This is a genomic window from Collinsella sp. TM04-29 (genome assembly GCF_003466565.1).
Lineage (GTDB): Bacteria > Actinomycetota > Coriobacteriia > Coriobacteriales > Coriobacteriaceae > Collinsella.
This window is the reverse complement of the sequence record NZ_QSPW01000002.1, coordinates 180,411-206,095: the sequence shown is the minus strand read 5'-3', so window position 1 is coordinate 206,095 and position 25,685 is coordinate 180,411. Positions and strand designations below refer to the sequence as shown.

At 59.7% G+C, this 25,685-nt stretch carries 19 protein-coding genes; 1 reads left to right on the top strand and 18 read right to left on the bottom strand.

All coding sequences use genetic code 11. The features are described from left to right. Positions 1 to 3: 3 nt before the first annotated feature. The 16 genes from DXD39_RS06445 to DXD39_RS06370 all read right to left on the bottom strand — a co-directional run bounded on the left by DXD39_RS06445 (position 4) and on the right by DXD39_RS06370 (position 19,345). Positions 4 to 624 carry a response regulator transcription factor gene (locus DXD39_RS06445; RefSeq protein ID WP_117803528.1) on the bottom strand — a complete coding sequence of 207 codons (621 nt, stop codon included), beginning with the start codon at positions 622 to 624 and terminating at the stop codon, positions 4 to 6. Continuing rightward, on the bottom strand, positions 621 to 2,114 hold the full coding sequence (locus tag DXD39_RS06440) for a sensor histidine kinase (RefSeq protein ID WP_117803527.1): 1,494 nt from the start codon (positions 2,112 to 2,114) through the stop codon (positions 621 to 623). The genes DXD39_RS06445 and DXD39_RS06440 overlap by 4 nt, the downstream gene beginning before the upstream one ends. A 2-nt stretch (positions 2,115 to 2,116) precedes the next feature. Next, entirely contained in the window at positions 2,117 to 4,000 is a 1,884-nt protein-coding gene (locus DXD39_RS06435; RefSeq protein WP_117803526.1) for a histidine kinase N-terminal 7TM domain-containing protein, read from the bottom strand. 339 nt (positions 4,001 to 4,339) lie between these two features. Next, positions 4,340 to 5,770 carry a 6-phospho-beta-glucosidase gene (locus DXD39_RS06430; protein WP_117803525.1) on the bottom strand — a complete coding sequence of 477 codons (1,431 nt, stop codon included), beginning with the start codon at positions 5,768 to 5,770 and terminating at the stop codon, positions 4,340 to 4,342. Between the two features lie 349 nt (positions 5,771 to 6,119). After that, a complete protein-coding gene (locus DXD39_RS06425) occupies positions 6,120 to 6,764 on the bottom strand; it encodes a DUF4867 family protein (RefSeq protein ID WP_117803524.1) in 645 nt (214 codons plus the stop codon). 123 nt (positions 6,765 to 6,887) lie between these two features. Then, positions 6,888 to 7,868 carry an alpha/beta hydrolase gene (locus tag DXD39_RS06420; RefSeq protein WP_117803523.1) on the bottom strand — a complete coding sequence of 327 codons (981 nt, stop codon included), beginning with the start codon at positions 7,866 to 7,868 and terminating at the stop codon, positions 6,888 to 6,890. Between the two features lie 105 nt (positions 7,869 to 7,973). Further along, positions 7,974 to 9,344, bottom strand: coding sequence for a PTS transporter subunit EIIC (locus DXD39_RS06415; protein WP_158565462.1), 1,371 nt, complete (start codon positions 9,342 to 9,344; stop codon positions 7,974 to 7,976). A gap of 68 nt (positions 9,345 to 9,412) precedes the next feature. Beyond that, positions 9,413 to 10,252: a PRD domain-containing protein gene (locus tag DXD39_RS06410; protein WP_117646431.1), complete on the bottom strand. Its 840-nt coding sequence runs from the start codon at positions 10,250 to 10,252 to the stop codon at positions 9,413 to 9,415. Positions 10,253 to 10,452: 200 nt separating this feature from the next. Then, entirely contained in the window at positions 10,453 to 10,941 is a 489-nt protein-coding gene (locus DXD39_RS06405; protein ID WP_117640520.1) for an S-ribosylhomocysteine lyase, read from the bottom strand. Between the two features lie 152 nt (positions 10,942 to 11,093). Beyond that, positions 11,094 to 12,584, bottom strand: a complete 1,491-nt coding sequence (locus DXD39_RS06400; protein WP_117803521.1) for a glycerol kinase GlpK — start codon at positions 12,582 to 12,584, stop codon at positions 11,094 to 11,096. Between the two features lie 142 nt (positions 12,585 to 12,726). Further along, positions 12,727 to 13,668 (bottom strand): transketolase family protein, encoded by a 942-nt coding sequence (locus tag DXD39_RS06395; protein ID WP_117803520.1) that lies wholly within the window; start codon positions 13,666 to 13,668, stop codon positions 12,727 to 12,729. Next, positions 13,661 to 14,497 carry a transketolase gene (locus tag DXD39_RS06390; RefSeq protein WP_197736868.1) on the bottom strand — a complete coding sequence of 279 codons (837 nt, stop codon included), beginning with the start codon at positions 14,495 to 14,497 and terminating at the stop codon, positions 13,661 to 13,663. Before DXD39_RS06390 ends, DXD39_RS06395 begins: the two co-directional genes overlap by 8 nt. 2 nt (positions 14,498 to 14,499) lie before the next feature. After that, positions 14,500 to 15,900 carry an L-fucose/L-arabinose isomerase family protein gene (locus DXD39_RS06385; protein WP_117646434.1) on the bottom strand — a complete coding sequence of 467 codons (1,401 nt, stop codon included), beginning with the start codon at positions 15,898 to 15,900 and terminating at the stop codon, positions 14,500 to 14,502. A 257-nt stretch (positions 15,901 to 16,157) separates the two neighbouring features. Then, positions 16,158 to 17,168 carry a LacI family DNA-binding transcriptional regulator gene (locus DXD39_RS06380; protein WP_117803519.1) on the bottom strand — a complete coding sequence of 337 codons (1,011 nt, stop codon included), beginning with the start codon at positions 17,166 to 17,168 and terminating at the stop codon, positions 16,158 to 16,160. A 203-nt stretch (positions 17,169 to 17,371) separates the two neighbouring features. Further along, positions 17,372 to 18,346 carry a nucleoside hydrolase gene (locus DXD39_RS06375; protein WP_117803518.1) on the bottom strand — a complete coding sequence of 325 codons (975 nt, stop codon included), beginning with the start codon at positions 18,344 to 18,346 and terminating at the stop codon, positions 17,372 to 17,374. 27 nt (positions 18,347 to 18,373) lie between these two features. Then, positions 18,374 to 19,345, bottom strand: a complete 972-nt coding sequence (locus DXD39_RS06370) for a ribokinase (RefSeq protein ID WP_117803517.1) — start codon at positions 19,343 to 19,345, stop codon at positions 18,374 to 18,376. A 186-nt stretch (positions 19,346 to 19,531) separates the two neighbouring features. On the opposite strand from DXD39_RS06370, the gene DXD39_RS06365 reads away from it, so the two are divergent. Next, positions 19,532 to 21,748 (top strand): acyltransferase family protein, encoded by a 2,217-nt coding sequence (locus tag DXD39_RS06365; protein ID WP_117803516.1) that lies wholly within the window; start codon positions 19,532 to 19,534, stop codon positions 21,746 to 21,748. Positions 21,749 to 22,294: 546 nt separating this feature from the next. On the opposite strand, the gene DXD39_RS06360 is transcribed toward DXD39_RS06365, so the two are convergent. Continuing rightward, on the bottom strand, positions 22,295 to 23,491 hold the full coding sequence (locus DXD39_RS06360) for an Nramp family divalent metal transporter (protein ID WP_117637211.1): 1,197 nt from the start codon (positions 23,489 to 23,491) through the stop codon (positions 22,295 to 22,297). A 74-nt stretch (positions 23,492 to 23,565) separates the two neighbouring features. Next, positions 23,566 to 25,410: a magnesium transporter gene (locus DXD39_RS06355; RefSeq protein WP_117803515.1), complete on the bottom strand. Its 1,845-nt coding sequence runs from the start codon at positions 25,408 to 25,410 to the stop codon at positions 23,566 to 23,568. Positions 25,411 to 25,685 lie beyond the last annotated feature (275 nt).

The window sequence follows — 25,685 nt, the reverse complement described above, 5'->3', positions numbered from 1 at the left end:
GCGTTAGCGCTCCATGTTGGGAACGATGCTACCCTCGGTCACCGCATGCACGGCCAGGCGCATGATGTTGTCGTAGCCGGTCTTGCTCAGGATCTCCGAGATGCGGCGCTTGATGGTGCCCTCACTCATAAACAGCTCGGCCGCGATCTCGCGACGACTTTTGCCCTCGCAGGCAAGGCGCAAAATCGATAGCTCGACATCGTCGAGGGCTGCTGTACCCGAAAAAATGCTCTCGGGCGGCTTGGGAAACGTGCAGTAACCCGCCAGCGTGGAGCGCATCACGGCGAACAGCTCGTCGATACCGACGTTCTTGTACACAAAGCTATCGACGCCCGCCTCGCGGGCCTGATCGACAAAGGTGATCTCGGGCATGCCTGTCATGATAATGATGCGACACTCGGGCAGCTGCTCCTTGATGCGTGCCGCCGCCACGATGCCGTTGGAATCGTGCTCGGTGCACACGTCCATCAGTATCATGTCCGGGCGCTCCTTGAGTACGACATCGAGGGCTTCGGAAGCATCGGCGATTGCGGCGACAACGGTCATATCGGGCTGGTCGCCAACGGAACGCGCGAGGCTCTCGCGCAGAATGGCCTGGTCTTCGACAATTAACACGCGGATCATGAGCTTCTCCTTTGGGAGGTGTCGTTGGCGTTAAGCGGAATGGACACCGTAAGCGTAAAGGGCGGGGCGGCGTGGACCTCTAGGCTGCCACCCAGATCTTGCGCGACATGCCTCATACCTGGGATACCCGTTCCCTCGCGATACGATACGGGGGCCGGGGACCCGTCGTTAGAAATCGTCATGTGCGCGACGGCGTCAGCATCCGTCCTCTCCTGCCACAAGCGCACATGGACCCGATGCGCCTGCGCATGCTTGGTGGCGTTGGTCGAGGCCTCGCGGATAATCTGCAAAAAGGCGGCGGCGACACGCGCGTCCTCAGGCAGCGCACCCTCAACATCGATCTGCACGCTCACCAGGCCAAAAGCATGGACGATATCGCCCAGTTGCTCTGCCGGTTCGGTGTCGCCCCCGCTGCGCAGATCGGCAGCGATTGAGCGCAGCAGCGGGTCGATCTGCTCGAGCGACTCGTCGTCCAAGCGCCCCTCCTCCAAATAGCGATGGAGGATGGACAGACGCTGCCCGATCACGTCGTGCACGCGAGCGCGCATACGCAGATAGGCCGCATTGTCAGCAACCTTTTTGACTTCTTCGATCTGGGCCTGGAGCTCTTGGCCCGCAAGCTCAAGCAGGTGGTTGGCCTGCGCCAGGCGGTCATGCGCATGCGCATACTCTGTCACATCCAGACCGATTATGCGCTCGAACGAACGGCCCGAGACCATAACGCCATCGCACACAAACAGGCGAATCTCGGCGGGAGAAACCTCGACCACCGCACGCGCCTCACCAAAGCGGTCCAGGTTGATCCGCACGCGGTTCTTACCGCCTTCGGGCATTTGCATGCTGAGCTTGCGCAGGTCGTTCCATGTACCGCTCATATCGCCTAGGTCGGTGGGCATATGAAGCTCCACCAGGTTTTTACGCATGCAGCGGTTCATGAGCAGTGGACGGCCCCTCGAGTCCAGATACAGGATGCCCACGGGAATCACGTTGATGGTTTCGATCGTCGAGAACGCGGTGATATCCTCCTGGCGGTTACGGACGTCCATCAAGAGCGCCGCGACGGAACGGAACAGGAAGAACGCTCCCTCTGCGATAAGGACAACGGCCCACACCGAGCCCATGGCAAAAACCACCGGCGGTGTCACGGCGCCAACAAGCAGCAGCTCGGCCAGCATGACAGGGCGACGATAGTGCACCATAAGGACCACGCCATAGGCAAAGATCGCGGCATTGAGCCACAGCACTCCGCCCATTGCCCTGGCGCAAACGTCAAGCGGCGCCACCAGATACGAGCCAGACGACGCGAATAAGATGAGCGCCGAAATCATCAGGTGAAGCACAAGGCTCGTCTCGTAGGCGCAAATCACCTTACGGTTATAGGACGAGCGGCGCGATGCGATGAGCGGGAAGTGGATCATCTGCAGACACGCAGCCAGGGCAAAGACAACATCGAGCGCAACGATTTGGGGAAGGATGAACGAAATCTGCATCGTCACTCACCCGCCCTCGGCATCAAGACGATCATACGCAGCTGGCCGGGCTCGCCCTCAAGGCGGTATGCCACGTTGCGCCCTTGCAGAGCGCTTTCGAGCTCTTGCGCAGCGGGCGTCTGCGAAAGATCTTCATCATCGTTGGAAAATAGCGTGGCGCGCAGCTCGACACTGCACCGGTCATGGTCGCCCAAGTGATACATAAGCGCCGGATGGTCGGTGGTGTAGGCAAAAAACGCAAAGTCATACACGCAGTCGTACAGGGCGCTTACCGTACTGGCGTGCATCGGGCGCCGTATGGCGATAATCGAGGCGCAATCGACATCGATGGTGCGCAGGTCACTTGCAAGCTCGTTGGCGATGAGCTGAATGCGGTCGCGGTCAAAACCGCTCTCCCCGTGCTGTGCCAACGTGAGCGACCCCTTGCGTTTGCAATAGGCGACGAGCATCTTGGCGCGCTGCAGCATGCGGTAACGCTCGTGCGAAGATGCCTCATCGGTCAACGGCGGCAGCGAGCTCAGCAGGTCGTACATCCCTTCGAGCGCACGGGCAAGCGCTTGGTCCACGTCTTGGACCAGTAAGGTCTCGGCCTCTTGGTCTGCCAAATGTGTCTTAAGGTCGTAGTCGGCGGCAAGCAGCTCATTTTGGCGTTGCAGCTCCATGCGACGATGCGCCAGTTCGCGATTGAGTTCGTTGAGCTCCGAGACGTCCTGGGCAAGGAGAGCCGATCCACCCAGCAGCGGAAAGGCGCGATACATTACATCGGGATCGGACGCCACGGCAAAGGCGTGAGCGTGCCCGTGCTCTTGGGCCCGCAACTCCTCACGCACGCCTACCGGCATTGGCTTTGACACCGGCGTGACATAGACTTCCTGCAGGTCACGCGTTAGAACTTTGAGGTCAAGCGGCAAGGTGCCGAAAATACCGGCGATATCGTGGTACGACGGGATGACACCGCAATCGAGACAGATTTCCATCGCCACCACGCACAGGACGCAGTAGACAAGTGAAAAATTAAGCCTCCATGCCCAGGGCACACGCAGCGCATATGAAATGGCAAAGAACGCGCCGCCCAATAGGACAAGCGCGGCCGTGCCCGAGAAACGCTGAATACGAAAAGACGAGGACCGTCCTACCAAGATAAAAAAGGCAACGAAGTTAAAGGCTGTCCATACCAGAACGGTACCGTAGCCCCAACCATATGTGTAATCGTTGCTCCAGGTTCCACTCGATCGATCGAAATGGAAGACCTGCTGATGAACATCGTTAGTAAGCACAAAGCCGATAAGCAGGACAGCCATGACCCACAAAACGGTGCGGTACCGACGCCCCATACGATGCTGTTCCAAACCCGCGAGGCGCAGACCGCACAGCTGGTAGATCAGCGGAATGAGCGTCATGGGCACGTAGTACAGGTACCACAGCACGGTGGCATAGAACGGCGTGAACGACTTATATTTGAGGATGACCTCGATCATCCACAGGGCACAAATGGCGGCGATGGCAACAAGGCGGCGGCGCAAGACGTAGTCCAAGCAGCGTAGGTACGCCAACACACCCCAGATTGAAAATGCAATTGCAGCGACAAGCAGCGGGAGAGAGCTCGAGTGGACGAGCGCATCCACGACCTCTTCGGACACCTCGCTATAGGCGGGCACGGTGTTGGAAAGCTTGGGGTCGGAGGCGAACAGTGCCGGCAAGACTGCCAAAAGCATGAGGAACAGCACGGTGATGGCGCCGGCGATAGCAAAGACGCGGTGACGGTACACCTGATGTGTTATACCAACAAGGAATCGCGGCATGGCGAAGAGCCTGCCGCCCTTGGGATCCGCCACGGGTGCGGATCGGGCGGCCGCGTGGCCGATATGTCGCTCGCGGGTACCCATAGTGCTTTTAGTGTACCGACAGGCGGGCCCAAAAAGCGGGCCACATGTCCCAAAATCCGCAGACGGCAAAGGGTGTCCCCAGCGACTAGCCGTTTAAGAACGTCCCCAATGACTAAGACAAAACGAGCGAGGATTTTTGGACGCCCAAATGGCGAGAGTGGATAATCTCCCACTTTGAGCCCACAAACAGGCTAAAAACGGGAGATTATCCACTCTCATTCTGCGGGTACTCATTTAAGTACGTCCCCAATGAGTGCTTTCACTTCTTAACAAAACGCCCGGCGGGCATTAACTGCTCGCCGGGCGTTTTGGTTAGGAGGCTATGGTTGTTGGGAAGCCTTAGGCCAGGTCCTCGCCGTTCGTCTCGATGACGTGTTTGTACCAGTCGAAGCTCTTCTTTTTGGAACGCTTGAGGGTGCCGTTGCCCGCATCATCGCGGTCGACATAGATAAAGCCGTAGCGCTTGGACATCTCGCCCGTGCCGGCAGACACCAGGTCGATCGGACCCCAGGTAGTGTAGCCCAGCAGGTCAACGCCGTCCTCGGTCACCGCATCGCGCATCGCGGCGATATGCTGGCGCAGGTAGTCGATACGGTAGTCGTCGTTGATGGAGCCATCCTCCTCGACAACATCCTTGGCGCCCAGACCGTTCTCGACCACAAACAGCGGCTTCTGATAACGGTCGTACAGGTCGTTGAGGGTGATGCGGAAGCCCAGCGGATCGATGGCCCAGCCCCACTGGCTCTCCTGCAGGTAGGGGTTCTTGGCGCCGGCGAAGGCGTTGCCCTGGGTGCGCTCGACATCGGGGTTATCGGCACCGGCGGAGCAACGGGTGCTGTAATAGCTAAAGCTGATGAAGTCGACGGTGTTGGCGGCCAGGATCTCGCGGTCCTCATCCGTCATGCCCACATCGATGCCCAAACGCTCGAGCTTCTTGACGGCATAGGCCGGGTAGTAGCCGCGGCTCTGAACGTCGACGAAGAAATAGTTGCTCTGGTTGTCAATCTGCGCCTGGCGCACATCGCCCGGACGGCAGCTGTAGGGGTAGTAGCTACCTGCGGCAAGCATGCAACCGATCTTGACCTCAGGGTCGATCTCGTGAGCGATCTTGGTTGCCCAAGCGCTGGCGACGAGCTCGTTGTGGGCGGCCAGGTACTCGACGGCCTCCTTGTTCTCGCCCTCCTCAAAGACCAGACCGGCACCCATAAACGGCAGGTGCAGGATCATATTGATCTCGTTGAAGGTAAGCCAGTACTTTACCAGGCCCTTGTAGCGGATGAAGATCGTGGCCGCGAGGTTCTTGTAGAAGTCGATGAGCTTGCGGTTGCGCCAGCCGCCGTACTCCTTGATGAGGTGGACGGGGCAGTCGAAGTGCGTGATGGTCACGAGCGGCTCGATGCCGTGCGCCTGGCACTCGCGGAACACGTCCTCGTAAAAGGCCAGGCCGGCCTCGTTGGGCTCGGCCTCGTCACCGTTGGGGAAGATACGGGTCCAGGCCAGGCTCATGCGAAAGGTCTTAAAGCCCATCTCGGCAAAGAGGGCAATGTCCTCCTTGTAGTGATGGTAGAAATCGATGCCGGTCTGCGCGGGATAGTAATAGCCGTCCTCGAAGTCGAGCATCTTGCGCTGGCCGGAGACCACCGCGTAACGCTCCGGGCCGTGCGGTGCCACATCCACGTTGGCCAGGCCGCGACCGTCAACGTTGTACGCGCCCTCGCACTGGTTGGCAGCCGTCGCGCCGCCCCACAGGAAGTCATTACGGAAAGCCATGCATCGATCCTTTCACACGCTGTTTGTCGTGGCTTCAGTATCCCCGTAAGCAGCGCGCCACTCAACGGCAACGGCGCAGGTCGGCACTTCTTTTCGCGCACAGGCGCCCCGCAGCCGCCCCCGTCTGACACTTTCTGATACCGCCGCCCCACACCACCACAAAGGGGACAGGCACCTTTGTGGTGGTTGGGGACGGTTTGTCTCGATCTGTAACAGGTAGGCAGCCAAAACCGGGCTTGGTGTTACAGATCGAGATTTTCGGGCAGCCCCCCGCAGTTTGTCTAAATCTGTAACAGGTAGAGACGATTTAGCCCGCTAGATGTTACAGATCGAGACAAACAGGAAGCCCCTAGTCGCAGGTGATGTCGAGGTTTTTGCCGATGAGGCCCACGTAACCGCCCTCGGCCGCCTTGGGGCTGTCGGCGTGGCAGAGGACCCACTTGTCGGCCTTCCAGTAGCAGTAGCTGTCACCGGCGGCAGGCATGTCGGCTGCAGCCTCGGGGCGCGGGCCGTTGGTGCCCGCCGGCAGCGCCACCATCACCTGAAAGCCGCCGTCGTCGACCATGCAGGGCGTGTAGTGAAGCGTGGTGGCGTAAACCTCGACGAGCGTGCCGGCGGGCGCGCGAAAGGCCTTGACCTGAGCGGTGTCGAGCTTGCCGTCGACAATTTGCTCGCGCTTGGCCAGCAGCAGAATAAAGTCGCGCGCACCCAAATTAAACTCACTGGCACGGTGATACTCCAGACAGTTGAGGCGCGTGTTGTGGCCGTTGCACCAGCCCGGCTGGAACGGACGGCCGCCGTACATGAGCAGGCCGAGCGTGTCGACACCCTCAACCTGCTCGAGCTCGGGTGCGGAGGCCACGTACTTGGTGCCCTCGGGAATGGGAGTAGCCGCAAGCGCCTCGACAAGCGGGGCGGTCAGGTTGGACGGCACGTCGTCCCACACGCGACCATAGGATTTGAACTCGGGATCTGATACAGAGTAGATATGCATGTTCGCTCCTGTTCGTTTATGTGACAGTATGAACATTCTAGAACATCATTCATCCACGACCACGATCAATACCGAAAACATTGCATGACGAAATCACCCGCTCAAAAAGCGACATGCAGCTTCCTAGTCGAGATAATCTTTAAGAAACTCAATAACGCTCATACACCAGTAGTCGGTCTCCGGCGCATGGGGCTTCATCAATGCGTGCCCCCCTTCTGAATACATGACTCCCTCATGGTGTACTCCAGCTGCATCCAGAGCATCGACCATCTTTTCATAATTGTCGGGCGATACAATATCATCGTCAGCGCATTGCCAAAGATATGTCGGAGGATACTGCTCCCACACATGCTGATTAATACAGAAATCATCGAGCGAGTCGCGACCAGCCCCGCCGCACACCGAATCAAGAAATCTATTGTCTGATGCGTTCTCAAAGCCACGAAGATCAATCGGTGCATAACACAGGACCAAGGCTTTGGGTGCCTCGCATCCGTAGGACGCAAATCCCTTGTTGTCCGTCCCCCACTCGGCAGTTAAATGCGCACCAGCAGAAAAGCCGATAACTGCATAACTTTTTGCGACATTAAATTTCGCTGAATTATCGAAGACAAAACGGACAGCTCGATTTAAATCGTCGATTGGACGCGGCATCAAAGGCTCGACCCTCACCCTGTATGACAGCACGAACACGTTATAGCCCGCATCGTTGAGCTCGGGGGCAACGGGAAAGCCTTCCATTTGATGACAAACGCTCTGATAACCTCCGCCCGAAACCGCAATGATAAAGGGAGCCCCGGGTCTCCCGGGAAAGAAGAACAGTTTCGTGTTGCGTCGAGTCGGATCACGGATGCAGTCGGCTTCATCCCATATATCGTAGGCAACTTGCCTCCCGTCATCCACGAGCTCGACAATCCGATTCAATCCACGCAAAACGCGAGTAGTTTCATATGGATTAGCATCAGAATTCATATGAGACCCGATGGGTTTATTCCACATGCGCTCCCAAGTTGAAGGCCGGCAAAGCATAAGGTGCTCGCCAAAGCCAGCGAACTCAGGAAGGAGCGCGATTTCGCCAAACGTCATATCGGCTGTAATTGTCATAGCTAGTCACTCCAAAAATGAGGGTGGGCTCGCGTGAATCAACGGCAAGCCCACCACATGCAATCTGCCGCGGGGTTTTCGGCAGCTTACATCCCAAATAATTGTCTACTCCACTACTGCCTCTTCATCAGGGCGATACAGGATGTAAACGAGAACGAAGTTAAGAATTAAACCGACGACATTGCAAAGAATTGCGCCGATGAGGCTGCTCATATCACCAGAAGGATCCATATAACCGGGGAAGCTAAAAATGCCGCTCGACGTCATAACGAACGTACAGGTGTTGAAAATCGCCGGGATAACAGCACTGATTGCTCCGGCGACCATGGAAGCGATAATGATCTTCTTGTGCTCCAAGATGATGCCGTACAGCGCCGGTTCCGTAATCCCGAAAAAGCCCGTAATGGCACAGCTGAACCCAAGACTCTTTTCACTCGGGTCCTTCGAGCGGAGGGCAAACGCCAAACAAGCGCCGACAACGCCCATGCTGCAGCAGAGAAGTCCAAGGATAGGATCGGAGCCGACGGTCATAATATTGTTGATGGAAAGCACGATCAGGGCCCAATGGAGTCCAAGGGGGATCATAACGAGACCGAATATCGGCCCGAGAATAACGCCGCAAAGGACAGGGCTGAACTGATAGACCGCCAGCACTGCAGTCGCAAGCAAAGAGCTCGCCTGCTGAATAACGGGGCCGATCACAAGGAGCGAGACGGGGGCGGCAACAGCAACCGTCAGGAACGGGACGAGCGCAAATGCCACAACATCGGGAAGAACCGCCCGCAGCCACTTATTAAGAACGGATGCGAACCAAGCCGCCACGATAGCAGGAAACACCGTGGAGGAATAGCTCACCATTGTGAACTTCATGCCGAGCAAATCCAGCGCATCGCCCGCTCCGGCCGCAGCAACGAAAGTCGGATAAATCAGGATTGCACCGAGTACCGCACCGATATATCGATCGGTTCCAAAGAACTGAGCAGCAGATGATCCGACAAGAACGGGCAGAAAATACATGCAGGCATTTCCCATGCCGTACAGCAGAGTGTATATTCCGCTCTCGGCGGAAACAGCACCCGCCGTCGTCAGAATACTAAGGACGGCGTTTATCATTCCGCATGCGATCAAGGCAGGAAGAACGGGCATCATGATGCCGCTGATGAGCTTCATTAGCTTTCCCAGAAAGCCCTTAGTCTCTCCTTCGCTTGCCTCGGAATCTCCGGCATCAATCCCGGTTTCCTTGGCAACGATTTCATAGACCTTATCGACCTTAGGTCCCACAATCACCTGATATTGCCCCGCGGAATGGCGAATGTCGATCACGCCATCAATCGCCTTGACTTTTGCATCGTCTACGATGCTTTCGTCCTTAAGGTTGAACCTTAAACGAGTCATGCAGTGAGCTACAAATGTAACGTTGTCTGCGCCGCCCACCATCTCGAGAATCTCGGCAGCGAGCTTGGTTGTATCTGCCATAAATACCATTTCTCCCATGTTGAGTTTTATATGTAACCATCAGCAAAGCGCGCGCCTTTGCCAACTAATTACCTTGTTTTCGATGCAATTCGATTGATGTGCATCATGAGGTAGAGTCTTTCTTCGTCTATAAGTTCCCGCCCCGTCAGTCGGCTGAGAACAGAAGCAATATCATCGGCGCACATTGATGCCACCGGATATTCTTTTTTGAGCGAGAGGTACATCTTGCGGTTGTCGCTCACGATGCTTTCGCCAGAGTTCAACCTATTGAATAAGTACTGAAGATGGGTTGCGAACCTTGCGTAATCGAAACCTTCCCGATCAACTTGAATGCCAAGCCGATTTTCAACAGCAACGGTTGACTCCTCCAGAACACGATCGTAGATATCCGCGCTAAACTCTTTAACTACTTCGCATGAGTCCGAATCGGCCATGTTATTGATAAACGCCATGGCAATTCCAACTGCCTCATGAGCTGGAAGCCTAACGTTAAGACGTTTCCTGATTATCTTAAGTGCATACTCGCCGATTCTAAATTCGACGGGATATTGTTGGCGGACATCAAACGATAAAGGCATGCGGACAACGATATTTTGCTCTTTGCGCTTAACCGCATACGCGATATGGTCCGCAAGGATAAACGGCAAATTAGGGCTCACCTCATAAGACAGCAAACCTGTCGACATATCAATAACATCCGAGGTAAGCTCGAGAAGCTCGTCGGGGACCTCGTCAACGAGAGCGATGTAGCGAGAGCTAACGTTATAAAACGTTCGTTGAATCTCCGAAAGAGGGACCTCGTCTCCGACATTCTTAAACCCCAGACCACGGCCGAATGCAACCAACTGTCTGCCATTTCCATCGACGCAGAGGACAGCGCTGGTATTAATTCGTTTAACAATTTCCATGCGTCCCCCCCTAAACAGAACAAGGCTCCCGAAGCAGAATCCGACAATCAATGTCGACAGATGCTGCTTCAGGAGCCTTGCCTGAATATCACTCTGAGGACTAGTTTAAGCGAGCTAGTGCTAATGACCTCGAATAAACACTTCTAAACAGTTAAACGGTCGATATCTCCGTGTGAACGGTTTGGAGGCAGAGGGCGGCCCTATGCCTGCTGATAGTGCAGGTGCTTCTCGTCGATATCGGCCAGGTCGCGGTCGAGATAACGACGCGCAAGCCAGTTGGCCATGGGGAGGTTCTGGTCCAGGTAGTTGCCGCACTCCTCGGGAGCAGCGCCGGGGATATCGCCCTCAAAGCCAGCAACAAACTCGAACAGCTCACGCACAAGCGGCAAGATTTCCTCGCTCGTCAGCTCACCAAAAACGACGAGGTAAAAGCCCGTGCGGCAGCCCATGGGCCCAAAGTAGACGATACGGCTCGACCACTCGGCATGGTTGCGAAGGAAGGTGGCGCCCAGATGCTCAATGGTGTGGCACTCGGCCGTGTTCATGACTGGCTCCTTGTTGGGCGTGGTCAGGCGCAGGTCAAAGGTGGTGACGGCGGCGCCGGTCGCCGGATCGCGGTCGATGCGGCTCACATACACGCCGGGCTCAAGCAGCAGATGGTCAACGGAAAAACTTGCAATGCGCTCCATGGCAGTTCCTCTCGGTAGTCAATTTGGGACGGGGCTCTTTTAGCTGGTTCGAATGGTCGCACCAATCATACCAGTCAAAAAAGCCCCGTCCCAAATGAGCTGCCCGGGACGGGGATCAATGAGTTTTTAATCCCCGTCTCAGAATAATCATGCTAGGCGGTGTACGCGATTGTAGATTTCACGGCATGGCGCCAGCCGGCGATCTTTTTGGCGCGCTCGTCGGCGGACATGGTGGACTCCACGATGCCGCGGGCGCCGTAGACGTCGACGACGTCGCGCGTGTACATGCCCAGCGCAATGCCGCAGGCCCAGGCCGCGCCCAGACCGCTCATCTCGTCGTTGCTCGCGATGCGAATGGGCGAGCCAACCAAGTCGCTCTCAAACTGCATCAGGTACGCGTCGCGCGTGGGACCGCCGTCAACACGAAGCTCGGCCAACGCCGCGCCCGAATCCTCGACCATCGCATCAATCACGTCGAAGATCTGATAGGCGATCGACTCGTCAGCGGCCTTTACGAACTCCGCACGGCCCGTGGTGCGCGTCATGCCAAAGATGCAGCCCTCGGCATCGCTCGCCCAGTGCGGCGCGCCCAGGCCAGTGAACGCCGGCACAAAGTAGACACGGCTTGCCGGATTGGCGGCGTAGCACAGGTCGGTGACTTCCTCGGGATTGTTGATGAGTTCCAGGTCGTCGCGCAGCCACGTCTTGACGGCGCCGGCGTAGCTCACGTTGCCCTCGAGAACATACTCGGTCACACCGTCCATACGCCATGCGAGCGAGCTCGAAAGCCCATGCGAGCTGGCGACGAACTCGTCGCCGACGTTCATCATGACCGAGCTTCCGGTGCCATAGGTCGCCTTGGCCATGCCGCGGCTATGGCAGCCCTGGGCAAACAAGGCGGCATGGCTGTCGCCGAGCACGCCGTGAATGGGCACGGGCGCCGGCAAAAAGCCGCCCAGGTCCGTTGTACCGAACAGGCCATCGGAATCGGTCACCTGCGGCAGACACGCCGGATTGACACCAAAGGCCTCGCACACCGGCTCGCTCCAGCAGCCACGGCGCAGGTCAAAAAGCTGCGTGCGGCTGGCATTGGACCAGTCGCAGCGGAACTCCGCGCCGCCCGTGAGCGTCCAGACCACCCAGGCATCGATGGTGCCCAGGCACAGCTCGCCCGCCGCCGCGGCCTCGGCAGCCGCGGGAACGTTCGCGAGGATCCAGGCCATCTTGCCCGCCGGATAGTAGGGCGAGAGCACCAGACCCGTCGTGTCACGCACCAGCTCGGCCACGCCTTCGCGCGCAGCCAGCTCGTCGCACAGCTCGCGGGCGCGGGCGCACTGCCACACCACGGCATCGCACAGCGGCTCGCCCGTCGTGCGATTCCAGGCAACGGTAGTCTCGCGCTGGTTGGAGATGCCGATGCCGGCGACGTCGGCCGGATCGACCCCGGTCTCCTCCACCACGGCGCGCGCCACGGCCAGCACGTTGGCGGCGATCTCGGCTGGATCATGGCTCACCCAGCCGGCCTCGTTGACAATCTGGCGATGCGAGCGGTCGGCGCGATGGATCAGATGGCCGCCCTCGTCCACCAGCAGCGCCTTAGTACCCTGTGTGGACTGATCGATTCCGATGATGTATTTGCTCATGTACTCTCCTGTCTCCCCCGTCGATTCAAAACTAAAACCCGACGGACAAGGAGCGAGTGGCCGACCGGCTCATGAGAGCGCAGCCGGCCTGCTCAAAATTCAACCTAAAAGAATTGGTGCAAACCTGTCCCCGATGCACCAATTACTCTGCGGGAAGGAACTCGACGACCGTCTTGGCGATTCCCTCGCCCGTCAGGCCGTAGTGCGCAAAGACCTCGGGGCTCGTACCGGTGATGGCCGGCGCATCGGGTAGACTCAGGCACTTGACCGGACGCGGGCAGTGCTCACCCACGACCTGCGCGACCATGGAACCCAGGCCACCGAAGGGACTGTGCTCCTCGACGGTCACGACGGCTCGCGTGGCACCGGCGGCCTCGATCACGGCCTCGGCGTCGAGCGGCTTGACGCAGTACATATCGAGCACCGTTGCCGAGATACCCTGCTCGGCCAAAAGGTCGGCGGCGTCCACGGCGTGGCGGACCATCTCACCGGTGGCGACGATCGCCACATCGGTGCCGCGGCGCACCCAGGTGGCGCGGTCCATCTGGAACGGGCACTCGTCCTCGGTGTACACGTCCTCCACCGGGTTGCGGCCCACGCGGATGTAGGCCGGCTTGTTGTCGGCAACCAGGGCGCGCACGAGCTCGGCGGTCTGGAAGCGATCGCTCGGCAGATACACGCGCATGTTGGGAATCGCGCTCATGGCAGCGATATCCTGTGCGGAGTGATGGCTCATACCGAGGGCGCCATAGGAAACGCCGCCCGAGATGCCGATGAGCTTGACGTTGGTGTTGGAGTACGAAACGTCGACCTTGCACTGCTCATACGAGCGCGTGGTCACAAAGGACGCCGGCGAGGCGGCCCAGGCCTTCTTGCCGCACGAGGCCATACCGGCGGCGATACTCACCAGGTCCTGCTCGGCGATGCCGACCTCAATGGACTGCTGGGGATACTGATCGAAGAACGGCGTGAGCGATGCGGAGCCGCGGGAGTCGGAGCACAAGACGACGATGTCTTTATCGGTTGCGGCGGCCTCGAGCAGCGTGTCGCAGATAGCCTTGCGGTTGGCGATCTTGTTAGCCATTGATAGCCTCCTTATGGGCAGCGAAATCGGCGATGATCTGGGCATATTCCTCATCGTTGGGCAGGTGATGATGCCAGGCGGCCTTGTCCTCCATAACCGGCGAGCCGTAGCCCTTCACCGTGTTGAGGATGATGACCGTGGGCTTACCCTTGGTCTCGGCGGCCAGCGTCAGCGCGGCGTCGATGGCCTGGACGTCGTTGCCCGGAATGGACAGCACGTTCCAACCGAAGGCGGCCCAGCGCTCCTCCTGCGAATCCTGCTTCATGACGTCCTCGGTGCTGCCGCTGATCTGCAGGCGGTTGCGGTCCACGAGCGCGCACAGGTTATCGAGCTGGTAGTTGCCGCCGCTCATGGCGCCCTCCCAGACCGAGCCCTCGGCAAGCTCGCCGTCGCCCATGATGGTGTAGACGCGGTAGTCGCGGCCATCCATCTTGCCGGCAAGCGCCATCCCGACGGCCACGGGCAGGCCATGACCCAGCGAGCCCGAGTTCATCTCGATGCCCTTGAGCTTGTTGTTGGGGTGGCCGATGTAGGGGCTGCCGAACTTAGAGAAGCGGGCCTTGACGTCGTCGAGGTCCAGATAGCCCTCGTGGCAGAGCACCGCGTAGTAGGCCTCCATGGCGTGGCCCTTGGAGAGCACGAAGCGATCGCGGTTGGGATCGTCGACGGTCTCGGGAGAAATGTTGAGGTGATTGGCGTAGAGGGTCATCAGCGCATCGATGACCGACATGTCGCCGCCGATGTGCCCGCCGGCGCCAGCCATGATGATATCGACGCAATCGCGGCGAAGGTCCCAACGCAGGGATTCAAGCTCTTCGATAGTTGCCATTTCTACTCTCCTCGCAGGTAAGCTTTGACGTCTTCTTCGATGGGGTCGTACAGGTCGGGGACAATGCCGATGTACTTGCACGCCTCGTAGAGCACCGGCACCACGTTGGCGTGAATGGCGACGCAGTGGTGGATGTAGGGACCCTCGACGATCTTGGCCTCGAGGCGCTTGAGGTTGTCGACCTCGACCCACAGGTAGGTGCCCATGCCGGCCGGGCCGTCGATGCCGCGGGCGTTGCCCAGCAGCAGCGAGTACTCGCCGTTGTCGCCGTCAAAGCGGGCAAGGGTGAGGTCGCCGTGCTTGGCCTCGGCCGTCAGCGCGCCGGGGTGATCGAAGGCCAGCGGGTAGGTGAGCTTGGGCTTGACGGCCGCGCAGCTGCAGGGCCAGGGGCCGCAGTGCTGCAGCAGCTCGCCGTTCTCGTTATCGGGATGACGCACGGTCCAGTCGGCGAACATGCCGCGGTGACGGCCCAGGTCGGCGGCCTCGACCATCAGCGCGGTGATAGCGCCATGGATGTCGGTCTCGCAGACGATGGGGATGCCCATCTCGTTGAGGATTGCGTTGGCGGCGCAGGGCATAATGCCCAACTCGTCCTGCAGGGCGTTCCAGCACTGGATGGCGCCGGCGTTGCAGCCGTACTTCTCGACCAGGCGCTTCATGGCAATGGCGAGTCCTGCGACCGCAGGAACCTTGTCCTCGGGGATGCAGATCTCAAAGCTGTCACCAATGTGGGCGAGCATGGCTGCCATGGCCTGCTCGTCAGCCTGGGCGTCGCGCACGGCCTGGACAAGCTCGGTCATGGGGATGGGCGAAAGCTGGATGTTGAACTTCTCGAGCAGCTCGCCCTCGTTGCACATGGTCGACCAGAAATCGAACGGACGGGTGGCCATCTGCAGGATGCGGGTGTGCTTGAAAGTCTTGACCACGTTGCACACGGCCAAAAAGTCCCAGACACCGCGCTCGAACTCGGGATCGGTCAGACGGCAGTTGGTCATGTAGGTGAAGGGAACCTGGAAGCGGCGCAGGACCTTGCCGGTGGCGAACAGACCGCACTGGCTATCACGCAGACGGGTGCCGTCGGGCTCGGGGCGCTCGTCGCGCGGCCCCCACAGCAGCACGGGCAAGCCGAGCTCGCGGGCAAGGCGGGCGCAGACATACTCGGTACCAAAGTTGGCGTGGCAGAGCATGATGCCGTCGACGCCCTCGGCGCGGAACTTCTCGACGATAGGCGCGATATGGCTGTCGTCGAACAGCAGGCCCTCGTCGTTGATGTCGTCGATATCCACAATCTCGACGCCGATCTCGCGCAGGCGATCAGCCGTCAGACCGCGATACTTGATCGCGTCCGGCGCGCTAAAGATACTGCGGCGCGTGGGCACAAAGCCGAGCTTGATCTTGTCCATGTACGTCCTCCCCTAGTCACATGTTCAGTAAACAGACGCATGTTTCGTTTTGTTCTGTTTACTAAATGTTTTACTCTTTTGTTTAAAAGTTTAGCGCGAAAGTCTCGTAAACGGTAGAGAAATCAGCCTAAACGGTATGTAAACAATCTGAACATACAAGGGCAACAAAAAGAGGGCCCCGAAGGACCCTCTTTTGAATAGCGCTATGTTTACTGCCCTAGCGAGCTTTGGCACGCTGCAGGCGATGCCGTCTCTGCCTAGATTTCGCGCACGCTCTGGCGCTCGACAAAATAGGTCGACACGGCCGTTTTGCAGGTGTAGCTCTTGGGATTGCGGATGTTGCCCACCAGGCGGCGCACCGCGATCTCGCCCACCTCGTGCTTGGGAACGTGAACCGTGGTGAGCGGCGGGTTGGAGAAAGCGCCCAACGATAGGTCGTCAAAGCCGATGATCGAGACATCCTCGGGCACGCGAATGCCGTGCTCGTTGAGCGCGCGCATGGCACCCACGGCGAGCACGTCGTTCTCGGCAAAGAAAGCCGTCGGCAGGTCGTCGCGTGAGACGCTGTCGAGCCATGCACCCATATCGCGATAGGCACCTTCGAGCGTGGTGCCCAGCGTGACGCGCCATACCGGGTTTGCCTCGAGGTCCGCATCCTCAAGCGCCTGGCGATAGCCGCGCTCGCGATCCTTAAAGTTGCGGATGCGAAGGTCGCCTGCCAGATAGCCGATTTGCTTGTGGCCTTTCTCGATAAGGTAGTCCACGGCACGCAGCACCGAATCGGTGTTGGCAATGACCACGGCATCAAAGTATTGACGATCGCTCCAGCCATCGAGCACAATCAGGTGGGCGGCAGCGTTGGCGAACAGGGCGTAATCTTCCTCACCCAGCTCGGTGCCCATCAGCACGATGGCGGCAGACGGGTCGGCGATCAGGCCCTCGACCTGCGGACGCACGGCGTCTAGGTCGCTAAAGTCGAGCGAGACAAAGCTCGTGCTCATGCCGTGGCGACGCGCCTGGCGCTCCACGCCCTCGATGACCGCGGGGTGGAAGGTGCTCTCGTCCAGGATGGCGCCCGTCTTGCGCGCGAGCACAAACTGGATGCTCTCGAGCTGCGTCGACTGCTGATAGCCGAGCGACTGCGCGCACTCCAGGATGACTTTGGCGGTCTCCTCGCTCACGCTGCGCTTGCGGTTGAGCGCGTTGGACACGGTCGCAGGCGAAAAACCGGTGATGCGGCTGATCTCGCGAACACTTGCTTTGGCCATTGTTCCCCCTAGTAACGGTCGCGGTCGAGCATCGTGGCCTGACCGCCCCGTGACTCGACAACTAAACGACCGCAAATTCAATCTAAACAGAATAGTAAATGTTTAATAGATAGTTTAGCCTGTTGTCAAGCGAAGCGACGCGACTATTCCCCCAACGGGCGTATTTACTCGGTAGCTAATCTGGAACGGGGCACAGAAACCGTTTAGCCAAGGATGCGAGCCATGCGTGCCTTAAACTCCACGAGGAAACGTGGGGCGTCCACGGTGAGCGCCACGAGCGCGCTCTTATCCGGATCGGACAGACGGTGCTCGTCACAGATAGTGCGGCCGCGGTACTCGCCCAGCAGGTCGACACGAAGATTGCAGCCGAGCGCACCCACGAGCGTGGGATCAATCGCCACGGCAACCGCCAGCGGATCGTGCAGTGCGCAGCCGCCCAGGTAGGGTGCGTTCATCTCGTACGAGCCAATGTAGTGCTCGACCATGCTCGCAAATGCGCAGCCCGCCATGGTGCCCGAGCCCGTCCAGTCGGCAACATCGCGGCGCGTGAGCACCACGCGATGCGTCACGTCCAGGCCCACCATGGTGAGCTTGCGACCCGAGCGCAGCACGGCGTCGGCGGCCTCGGGGTCGCTTGCCATGTTGGCCTCGGCACCCGCGCTCACGTTGCCGGGCACGGTCAGGGCGCCGCCCATCACCACCACGCGGCCGATAGACATCATCGCCGCCGCATCACGCTCCAGGGCAAGCGCCAGATTGGTGAGCGGGCCGGTCGCCACGTAGACCAAATCGGGGCCATAAGTACGCGCGGCATCGATCAGATAATCGACCGCAGCGTTGCCATCGGCCGACGTCGCCCCCACCGGCTCGTAGGGCGACGCGGGTACGCTCGCACCGCCGATGCCGTTCTTACCGTGGATGAGCGTGGTGGACGCCGGCGGCGTGTAGGGTTCGGTCGCCTTCATGGGACGATCGGCGCCCAGGTACACCGGCACCTCGGGACGACCCAACAGGTCGAGCACCGCCAGGCAGTTGTGCGCCGATTGCTCGACGCGCACGTTGCCAAAGCACGTGGTGATGCCCACGAGCTCCACCTCGGGGCTTGCGATGGCATAGGCAAGCGCCATCGCATCGTCCACACCCATATCCAGATCAAGGATCAGCTTCTTAATCGCCATAGTTCTACTCCGCTTCTCCGTCTTGTACTAATCGTCTAAACCAAACATGCGCTCAACTTCGGCATGCGTGGGAATCGACTGCTGCGCGCCCAAACGTGACACCGTCACCGCCGAGGCGCGTGCGCCCGCCGCCATGCACTCAAAGAGCGGCAGGCCCTCCAGACGAGCCGCCGCAAGCGCGCCGATAAACGTATCGCCCGCAGCCGTGGTGTCGACCACCTCGCTCGAAAGCGCCGGCATGCGCAGCAGCTCACCGTCATCACCAAGTGCAACTGAGCCGGCGCCGCCTAGCGTGATGACCGCAGCCCCGGCGCCCTTGTCGAGCAGCGCATTGAGCGCGGCGGCGCAACTCGCGTCATCCGTGGGCAGAATGCCCGTCAGCACCTGGCACTCGGTCTCGTTGGGGCAGACCAGGTCGACCGCAGGCCACGCTCCTGCCGGCAGGTCGCAGGCGGGTGCCGGGTTAAAGATCGTATAGAATCCCAGCTCGTGAGCGCAAAAGAGCGCCGCGGCCGTTGCCATCAGATCACATTCGCCCTGGACGATAAAGACGCTTCCGGCAGCCGGGGCAATCTCGCTGGCGTCGCCGTCGAGCTCGTCGCACACCAGGCGCCTCAGTGCGCGGGCAACGTCCTCGCCCGCAAGTGCATGGTTGGCGCCCGGCGACAGCACGATGCGGTTGTCGCTCTCGCAGCGAATGATAGTCGCGGTACCGGTCTCCACGCCATCGAGACGTGTCACAAACTCAACGCCCACGCCGGCATCCTGAAGCCCCGCCACGAGCACATCGCCAAATGCGTCGCGCCCAACAGCGCCAATCATGCACGTGTGCGCACCCATGCGCGCGGCGGCGACGGCCTGGTTGGCGCCCTTACCGCCGGCGTTGGTGATAAAACCGCTGCCACCGACGGTCTCGCCCGCGCGCGGCATGCGCTCGCACGCCACCGAAAGGTCCATGTTCATGCTGCCGAACACCGAAACGATGCAGTGATCCGCCATGGAAACCTCCTCGTCCGTGGGCTCTGCACCCGCTGTCGGCCGTCAATCGCGTGCTCTCGCACCTCTATAACTTTAGTTCACTTTGATGTGAACACGCGCTTGAGCTTGCGCCAGCAGCAAGCATTCACAGGAGCAGGCAGCTACAATGAATGTGTGCTGATTATTCTCGTCATTGGATGATGTTTTATGGAACAATTCTCGCAATCGGGCTCGCGCGGTCGACGCCGCACGGGCAACGAGCCGGCACCGCACGAACGCGTGAAGGACGAATGCCGTGCCAACGAGCCGCAACGCACCGCGAGCCCCCATCGCGCTTCCGCCAACAGCGCGGGCCGTGCCAACACTCCCGCCACGGAGCAGACGCCTGCTCGCCCCAAGTCCCGCTACATCCCTGCCCTTGACGGCCTGCGCACGCTTGCCGTCGTCGCGGTGGTGCTCTATCACCTCAACCTCACGTGGGCGCAGGGCGGTCTGCTCGGCGTCACGATCTTCTTTGTGCTTTCGGGCTATCTGATCACACGCCTGCTACTCAACGAAGTCGCTAAGACCGGCCGCATCGACCTCAAGAGCTTCTGGATCCGCCGTATCCGTCGCCTGGTCCCCGCCGTGGTAACGGTAGTGTTCGTGACCTGCGCTCTGTGCACCATCTTCAACCACGTGATGCTCACCAAGATGCGCCCCGACATCCTGCCATCGTTGCTGTTCTTTAACAACTGGTGGCAGATTATGCAGGACGTCTCGTACTTCAACGCCCTGGGCGACCCCTCGCCGCTTACGCACTTTTGGTCGCTCGCCATTGAGGAACAGTTCTACCTGGTTTGGCCCCCGCTGCTGCTCGCTATGGTATCCATGCACATGAGCAAGCCCAACACGCGCCGCGTGGTTCTGGGCCTGGCTGCTGTCTCCGCCATCGCCATGATGGTGCTCTATAACCCTGCCGCCGACCCCAGCCGCGTGTACTACGGCACCGACACCCGCGTCTTCTCGCTGCTGCTGGGCGCCTGGATGGCCTTTATCCCCGATCGCGACCTAGCTCCGGTGCGTCTCGCTCGTCGTTTGGGGCTCAATCGCCTGGCTGGCGCCTCCAAGCACGGCAAGAACGCCGAGAGCAAGCCTGGCGAGAAGGCCGACGAAGCAGCCGAGACCGCCCCGGCACAGCCGAGCGCCCTCGTGCGTTTTTGGTCCTCGCCCGCATCCATCGATGTGTTGGGCGTCGTGGGTCTGGTTGGCCTTGCCGCCATGGTCGCGCTCACCAACGGCTACACCGCGTTCCAGTATCGCGGCGGCACACTGCTGTGCTCGATCCTCACGCTCATGGTCATCGCAGCCTGCGTGCAGCCCCAGGGAATGGTTGCCCGCGCGCTGTCCGCCGAACCGCTCGTGTGGGTCGGCAAGCGCTCGTACAGCATCTACCTGTGGCACTATCCGCTGCTGTTGCTCATGAACCCGGTCGCCAACATCAACGATACGCCGTGGTGGCAGTACATTTTGCAGGTGTTGTTGGTGGTCGCCGTGGCCGAATGTTCGTATCGCTTTATCGAGACGCCGTTTAGAAAGGGCGCCTTCGGCCGCACCGTCGCCGAGTTCCGCGACGGTACCACCACGCCCGCCAACTGGGTGCGCGCGCATATTCCTGTGTGCGCCACTTGCGGGATCGTGCTTGTCATCGCGCTGGGCGGCCTGGTCTTTGTGCCGGAGACCTCCGCGCTGAGCGGTGAGGGCGCCGAAGTCCTCAACAAGGAAGCCAAAAATACCGCGCCCACCGACCAGCAGGCAGCCGACGACACCGACAAGGACAACGACGGCTTCCCCGATGGCTCCTACGACCTGCTGATGATCGGTGACTCCGTGTCGCTGCGCGCCGTCGATTCCTTTGACGGCGTGTTCCCCCACAGTCACATCGATGCCGAAAAGGGCCGCCAGTTTGATGCGGGCCGCGCGACATTTGAGGGCTATCTCCAACAGAACCTTGCCGGCAAGATCGTGGTCTTTGCGCTGGGAACCAATGGCTTGGTAACCGACGACCAGATCGACGCCATCATGGCCGATGCAGGAGATAAGCGTATTGTGGTGTTTGTGAACACGCGCAGCCCGCAGCCGTGGGTTGGCTCTACCAACCAGGCCATCGCCAACGCCGCCACGCGCTACAAGAACGTGCGCGTTATCGACTGGTACGGATACAGTGCCAATCGCAACGACCTGTTCGATGGCGATGGCACGCACCTGTCGACCACTGGCGTGACCGAGTACCTCAACTTGATCCACGATGCAGTCAAGAAGGACCTGCCCGTGCATCCCGAGGATCACGTCAACGATCCGCAGCCGGCGGCCGTCAAGTCTGCCACCGACGCGCTCGTCAATGCGCTCGCTCTCAAGCCGCACAAGCTGGGCACCGACAAGTAACCTGCAGCGCAAACTTCCCACATCCGGAGGGGGTGCCTGCCACGGCAGGCACCCCCTCCGGCAGTTAGGGACGTTCCTTATGTGCCGGCACCTAGGGACACTCCTGGCACAGCCGAGGAACGCCCTCCTTGCGACCGAATTCTGGGCGCCTCGCCACCCCGAGCGTTGTTTCCAAGCCCCACATCCGCAGCAAACAACCCAAAATCACTCTTTTCGAGCCGACTCCAAGAGGTCGTGGACAAAAAGTGGCAAATATGAGTACTGTTACAATTTTAGTAGCAGGCAAAACCACCCAAAATGGCGCCCCTGCGGTAGCGCGCGACCCTTCCAGTTGACCAGAATGGCCGGCTTAGGACTTGGAGACCCGCTTTTAATAAACAGATTCTTAACTATGTTCATTATTTTCTTGGTCGTAAATGCTATCGGCAAGGCAACAGTACTCATATTTGGCATTTTTTGTCCACTGCCATATAACTAACGCCCTATAGCGGGCAAAAAACAGGCCGCAGTCCATCGCTGCGGCCTGTTTGGAGTCCAAAAGAGGCGCTAAGCGCTGTAACCCATCGCCTGCAGAACAAACATGACGACCGTCAGCACCGTAATCACACCGATAGTCGCCCAAGTGAGCACATTCCACACGCGGCCGTTGCGGTTAGTGCCCATAATGTGACGGTCAGCGGCAATAACTACCTGGAACACCAGAACCACGGGCAGCAGCACGCCATTGATGACCTGCGAGGTCATCATAATCTGGAACAGATCGACGCCGGGCATAAGCACCAGCACGGCAGAGATACCGATGATGGCCGTAATGATGCCGCGATAGACCGGGGCCTCGTCCCAGCTGCGGTCGGCACCGCGCTCCCAGCCAAATGCCTCGCAGATAGCGCTCGACGTAACGCCCGGCAGCACGCAGGCGGCCAAGAAGCTCGCCGCGACCAAGCCCGAGGCAAACAGTACCGTGGACCACTGACCCGCAATAGGCTCCAGCGCGCGGGCAGCATCGGCGGCATCGCTAATCTGAATACCCGCCGGGAACAACACCGTACCGGTCGTGATGATAATAAAGCCGGCAATGACATCGGCAGCAAGCGAGCCGCTCACGGTATCAATACGCTGCAGCACGATGTCGTCCTCGCCCGCGTTCTTATCGACCACGTTGTTCTGCGCCAAAAAGATCATCCACGGTGCGATGGTGGTACCGATCGTTGCGACCACGAGCGACACGTAGCTGGGGTCGTTTTGAATATTGGGCACGACCAGGTCGACCGCGACCTCACCCCAGTTGGGGCCAGCCATAAACGCGGCGACAATATAGGTCACGAAGACGCAGCTTACCAGCAGCAGGATCTTCTCGATGCGCTGGAAACTACCCGACATGGTAAGCATCCACACCAGCAGCGCCACCAACGGCACCGAGATGCTCGCCGGCACGCCAAAGAGAGCAAGGCCGCTGGCGATGCCCGCAAACTCCGAAATGGTCACAGCCGTGTTGGCGATCAACAGCGCCGCCATAGCAAGTACACTCTTGCGCACGCCAAAGCGCTCGCGAATGAGCGATGCCAGGCCCTTGCCCGTGACGCAGCCGCAGCGCGCCGCGGTCTCCTGCGTCACGATGAGCAGCACAGTCATGACGGGAAGCATCCAGAGCATCTTATAGCCATAGCTGGCGCCCGCGCTGGAATACGTTGCAATGCCGCCGGCGTCATTGCCCGAAAGCGCCGCCAGCAGACCGGGACCCATAGCGCCAAAGATGGCCGCGATGGTCAACTTTTGCTTGGTGCCCGACTTTTGCTTGGTATTTTGCACGCGACCACCTAACCCATGACCGACATGGTGAGCAGCACCGCAGCGACGCAGTACGCTACGCACGAGATCATGACGGCAATAACGTTCATGGCGGTGCCCGACGTGTTGAGGTCATGCTCGTCACGCCAGAACAGCACCATCAGGTAAATCACGGCGCTCATGTTGCCAATCAGACAGACGATGGCCGCGATGTTAAAGCACCCGGTAAAGAGTTGCTCCTCAAACATGGACGCATCGGGGAACGCAGCGGTGCGCACCAGCTGGGCGCACAGGTAGGTCACGAGTGACAGAATCAGGCCCATGCCCGTGCTCTGGAAGAAGAACCCCAGATACGGCTTGGGCTCATCGTCGTGACCGTCATACTCCAGGAAGTAGTTCTTGACGAACGACACCATGCGCGAGGCCGCCAGCAGCACGAGCGGCATGGCGCACATGGGGAACACCACCAGATGCGCGGAGCCGAGCGCCGTTCCCAGCACGGTCGCCATGATGCACGACGCGATGCCCCATACAACAACCCAGTACTGGCGATGCACGAACCAGCTGAGCACGTTCGTCGAGTCGTCCGACGCGCTATCGCCCGAGCCGACACCGGCGATCTGCAGGTCCTCCTGATGCTCCTCGGCAATAACGTCCATGGCGTCGTCGAAGGTTACGATACCCAGGATATGACGGTTCTCGTCGCAGACAGGGATGGCAACCAGGTCGTACTTGGTCATCTCGTCCGTTACGTCTTCCTGGTCCTCGTCGGGCGACACATAGACCAGGTCGCGATAGGCCAGCTGACCCAGCGTGGCGTCGCGGTCGGCTACGATCAGCGTGCGCAGCGAAAGCACGCCGGTCAGCATGCCGCTCGGATCCTCGGTATAGACGTAGTAGACGCTCTCGAAGTCCTCGTCGAGCTCGCGAATCGCCTCGATGGCGTCACCGACCGTTGCCGTGGCGGGCAGGGAGACAAACTCCGAGGTCATGATGCGGCCGGCGGTGTTGTCTTCATACCCTAGCAGGTTACGAATCGCCTTCTCCTCCTTGACGCCCATCAGGCGCAGGAGCTTCTCGGCCTTCTCGTAATCGAGCTCGTCGATCAGGTCGGCTGCATCGTCCGGGTCCATCATGGCCAGCATCGACGATGCGTCCGTATCGGACAGGCCCTCGAGCATCTCGGTCATAAGCTCGTCGTCATCGAACTCCGAGATGGCCTCGGCGGCCTGGGCAGTATCGAGCTGCGCAAACACCTGCGCACGTAGACGCGGGTCGAGCTGCTCGATAATGTCGGCGATGTCGGCAGGGTGCAGCTCGCCGAGCGTCTTGTGCGACACCGAGAGTTGAATGTTCTTGGTCGAGCGGTCGAGCAGGTCCATGTAGGACCAAGCGATGATATCCTCACTGAGCGGCTTGCCCAGGTGCTTCATAAAGCCTTCAACGATATGCTCGAGCGCGGGGCTGATGGCGCGTAGCAGACCGCGGGCACCGACCTCGGCGCCCAGCAGGCGCAGCTGGTTTTCGCCCGACATGGAAAACTTGATGTCGTTTACGCGCACGACCTTCATGCCCTGCGTGTCGACAATCTGCTTGTTGAGCACGTCGCGGGCAAGCAAGAGTTCGGTCGGCTGCAGGTACGAAAAACGGATTTCGGTGGCCGACGCCTTAAGGTACACGCCCGTCTCGTCGATACGGTCGACCCATTTGCGCCAGCTGATCATAAACGGCGTCTTGCCGGGGCCGCGGAACGCGAGCGACGTCACGTGCGGAAAAACTTCGCCGGTAGCAATGCCAAAATCGTTGACCACGCCGAGCTTTTCGCCGTCGACGTCCAAGACCGGCAATTTGAGCATCTCACTCAGATAATTCAATGGTGCTCCCCATCATTATTCCTCCGGACGCGGCCGCGCGTGCGGCGTCCGGGGGCTTCTGGATATGTATACGCATGCGCGGGCGGCACGCCGCTCGACGCTTACACCCCGTGCATGCGCAAAAAGCACCTGCATGGGGTCATCGACTGTATGGTCGAGGTTTGGATTTCACCTGTAACCTTTCTCTTGACCCTCATTAACCGCAGTAACTATAGCATCAGCATCGCCCTGCGGCATCGAATTTATGCGCTGCACATTGCAGGCATACCAAACGC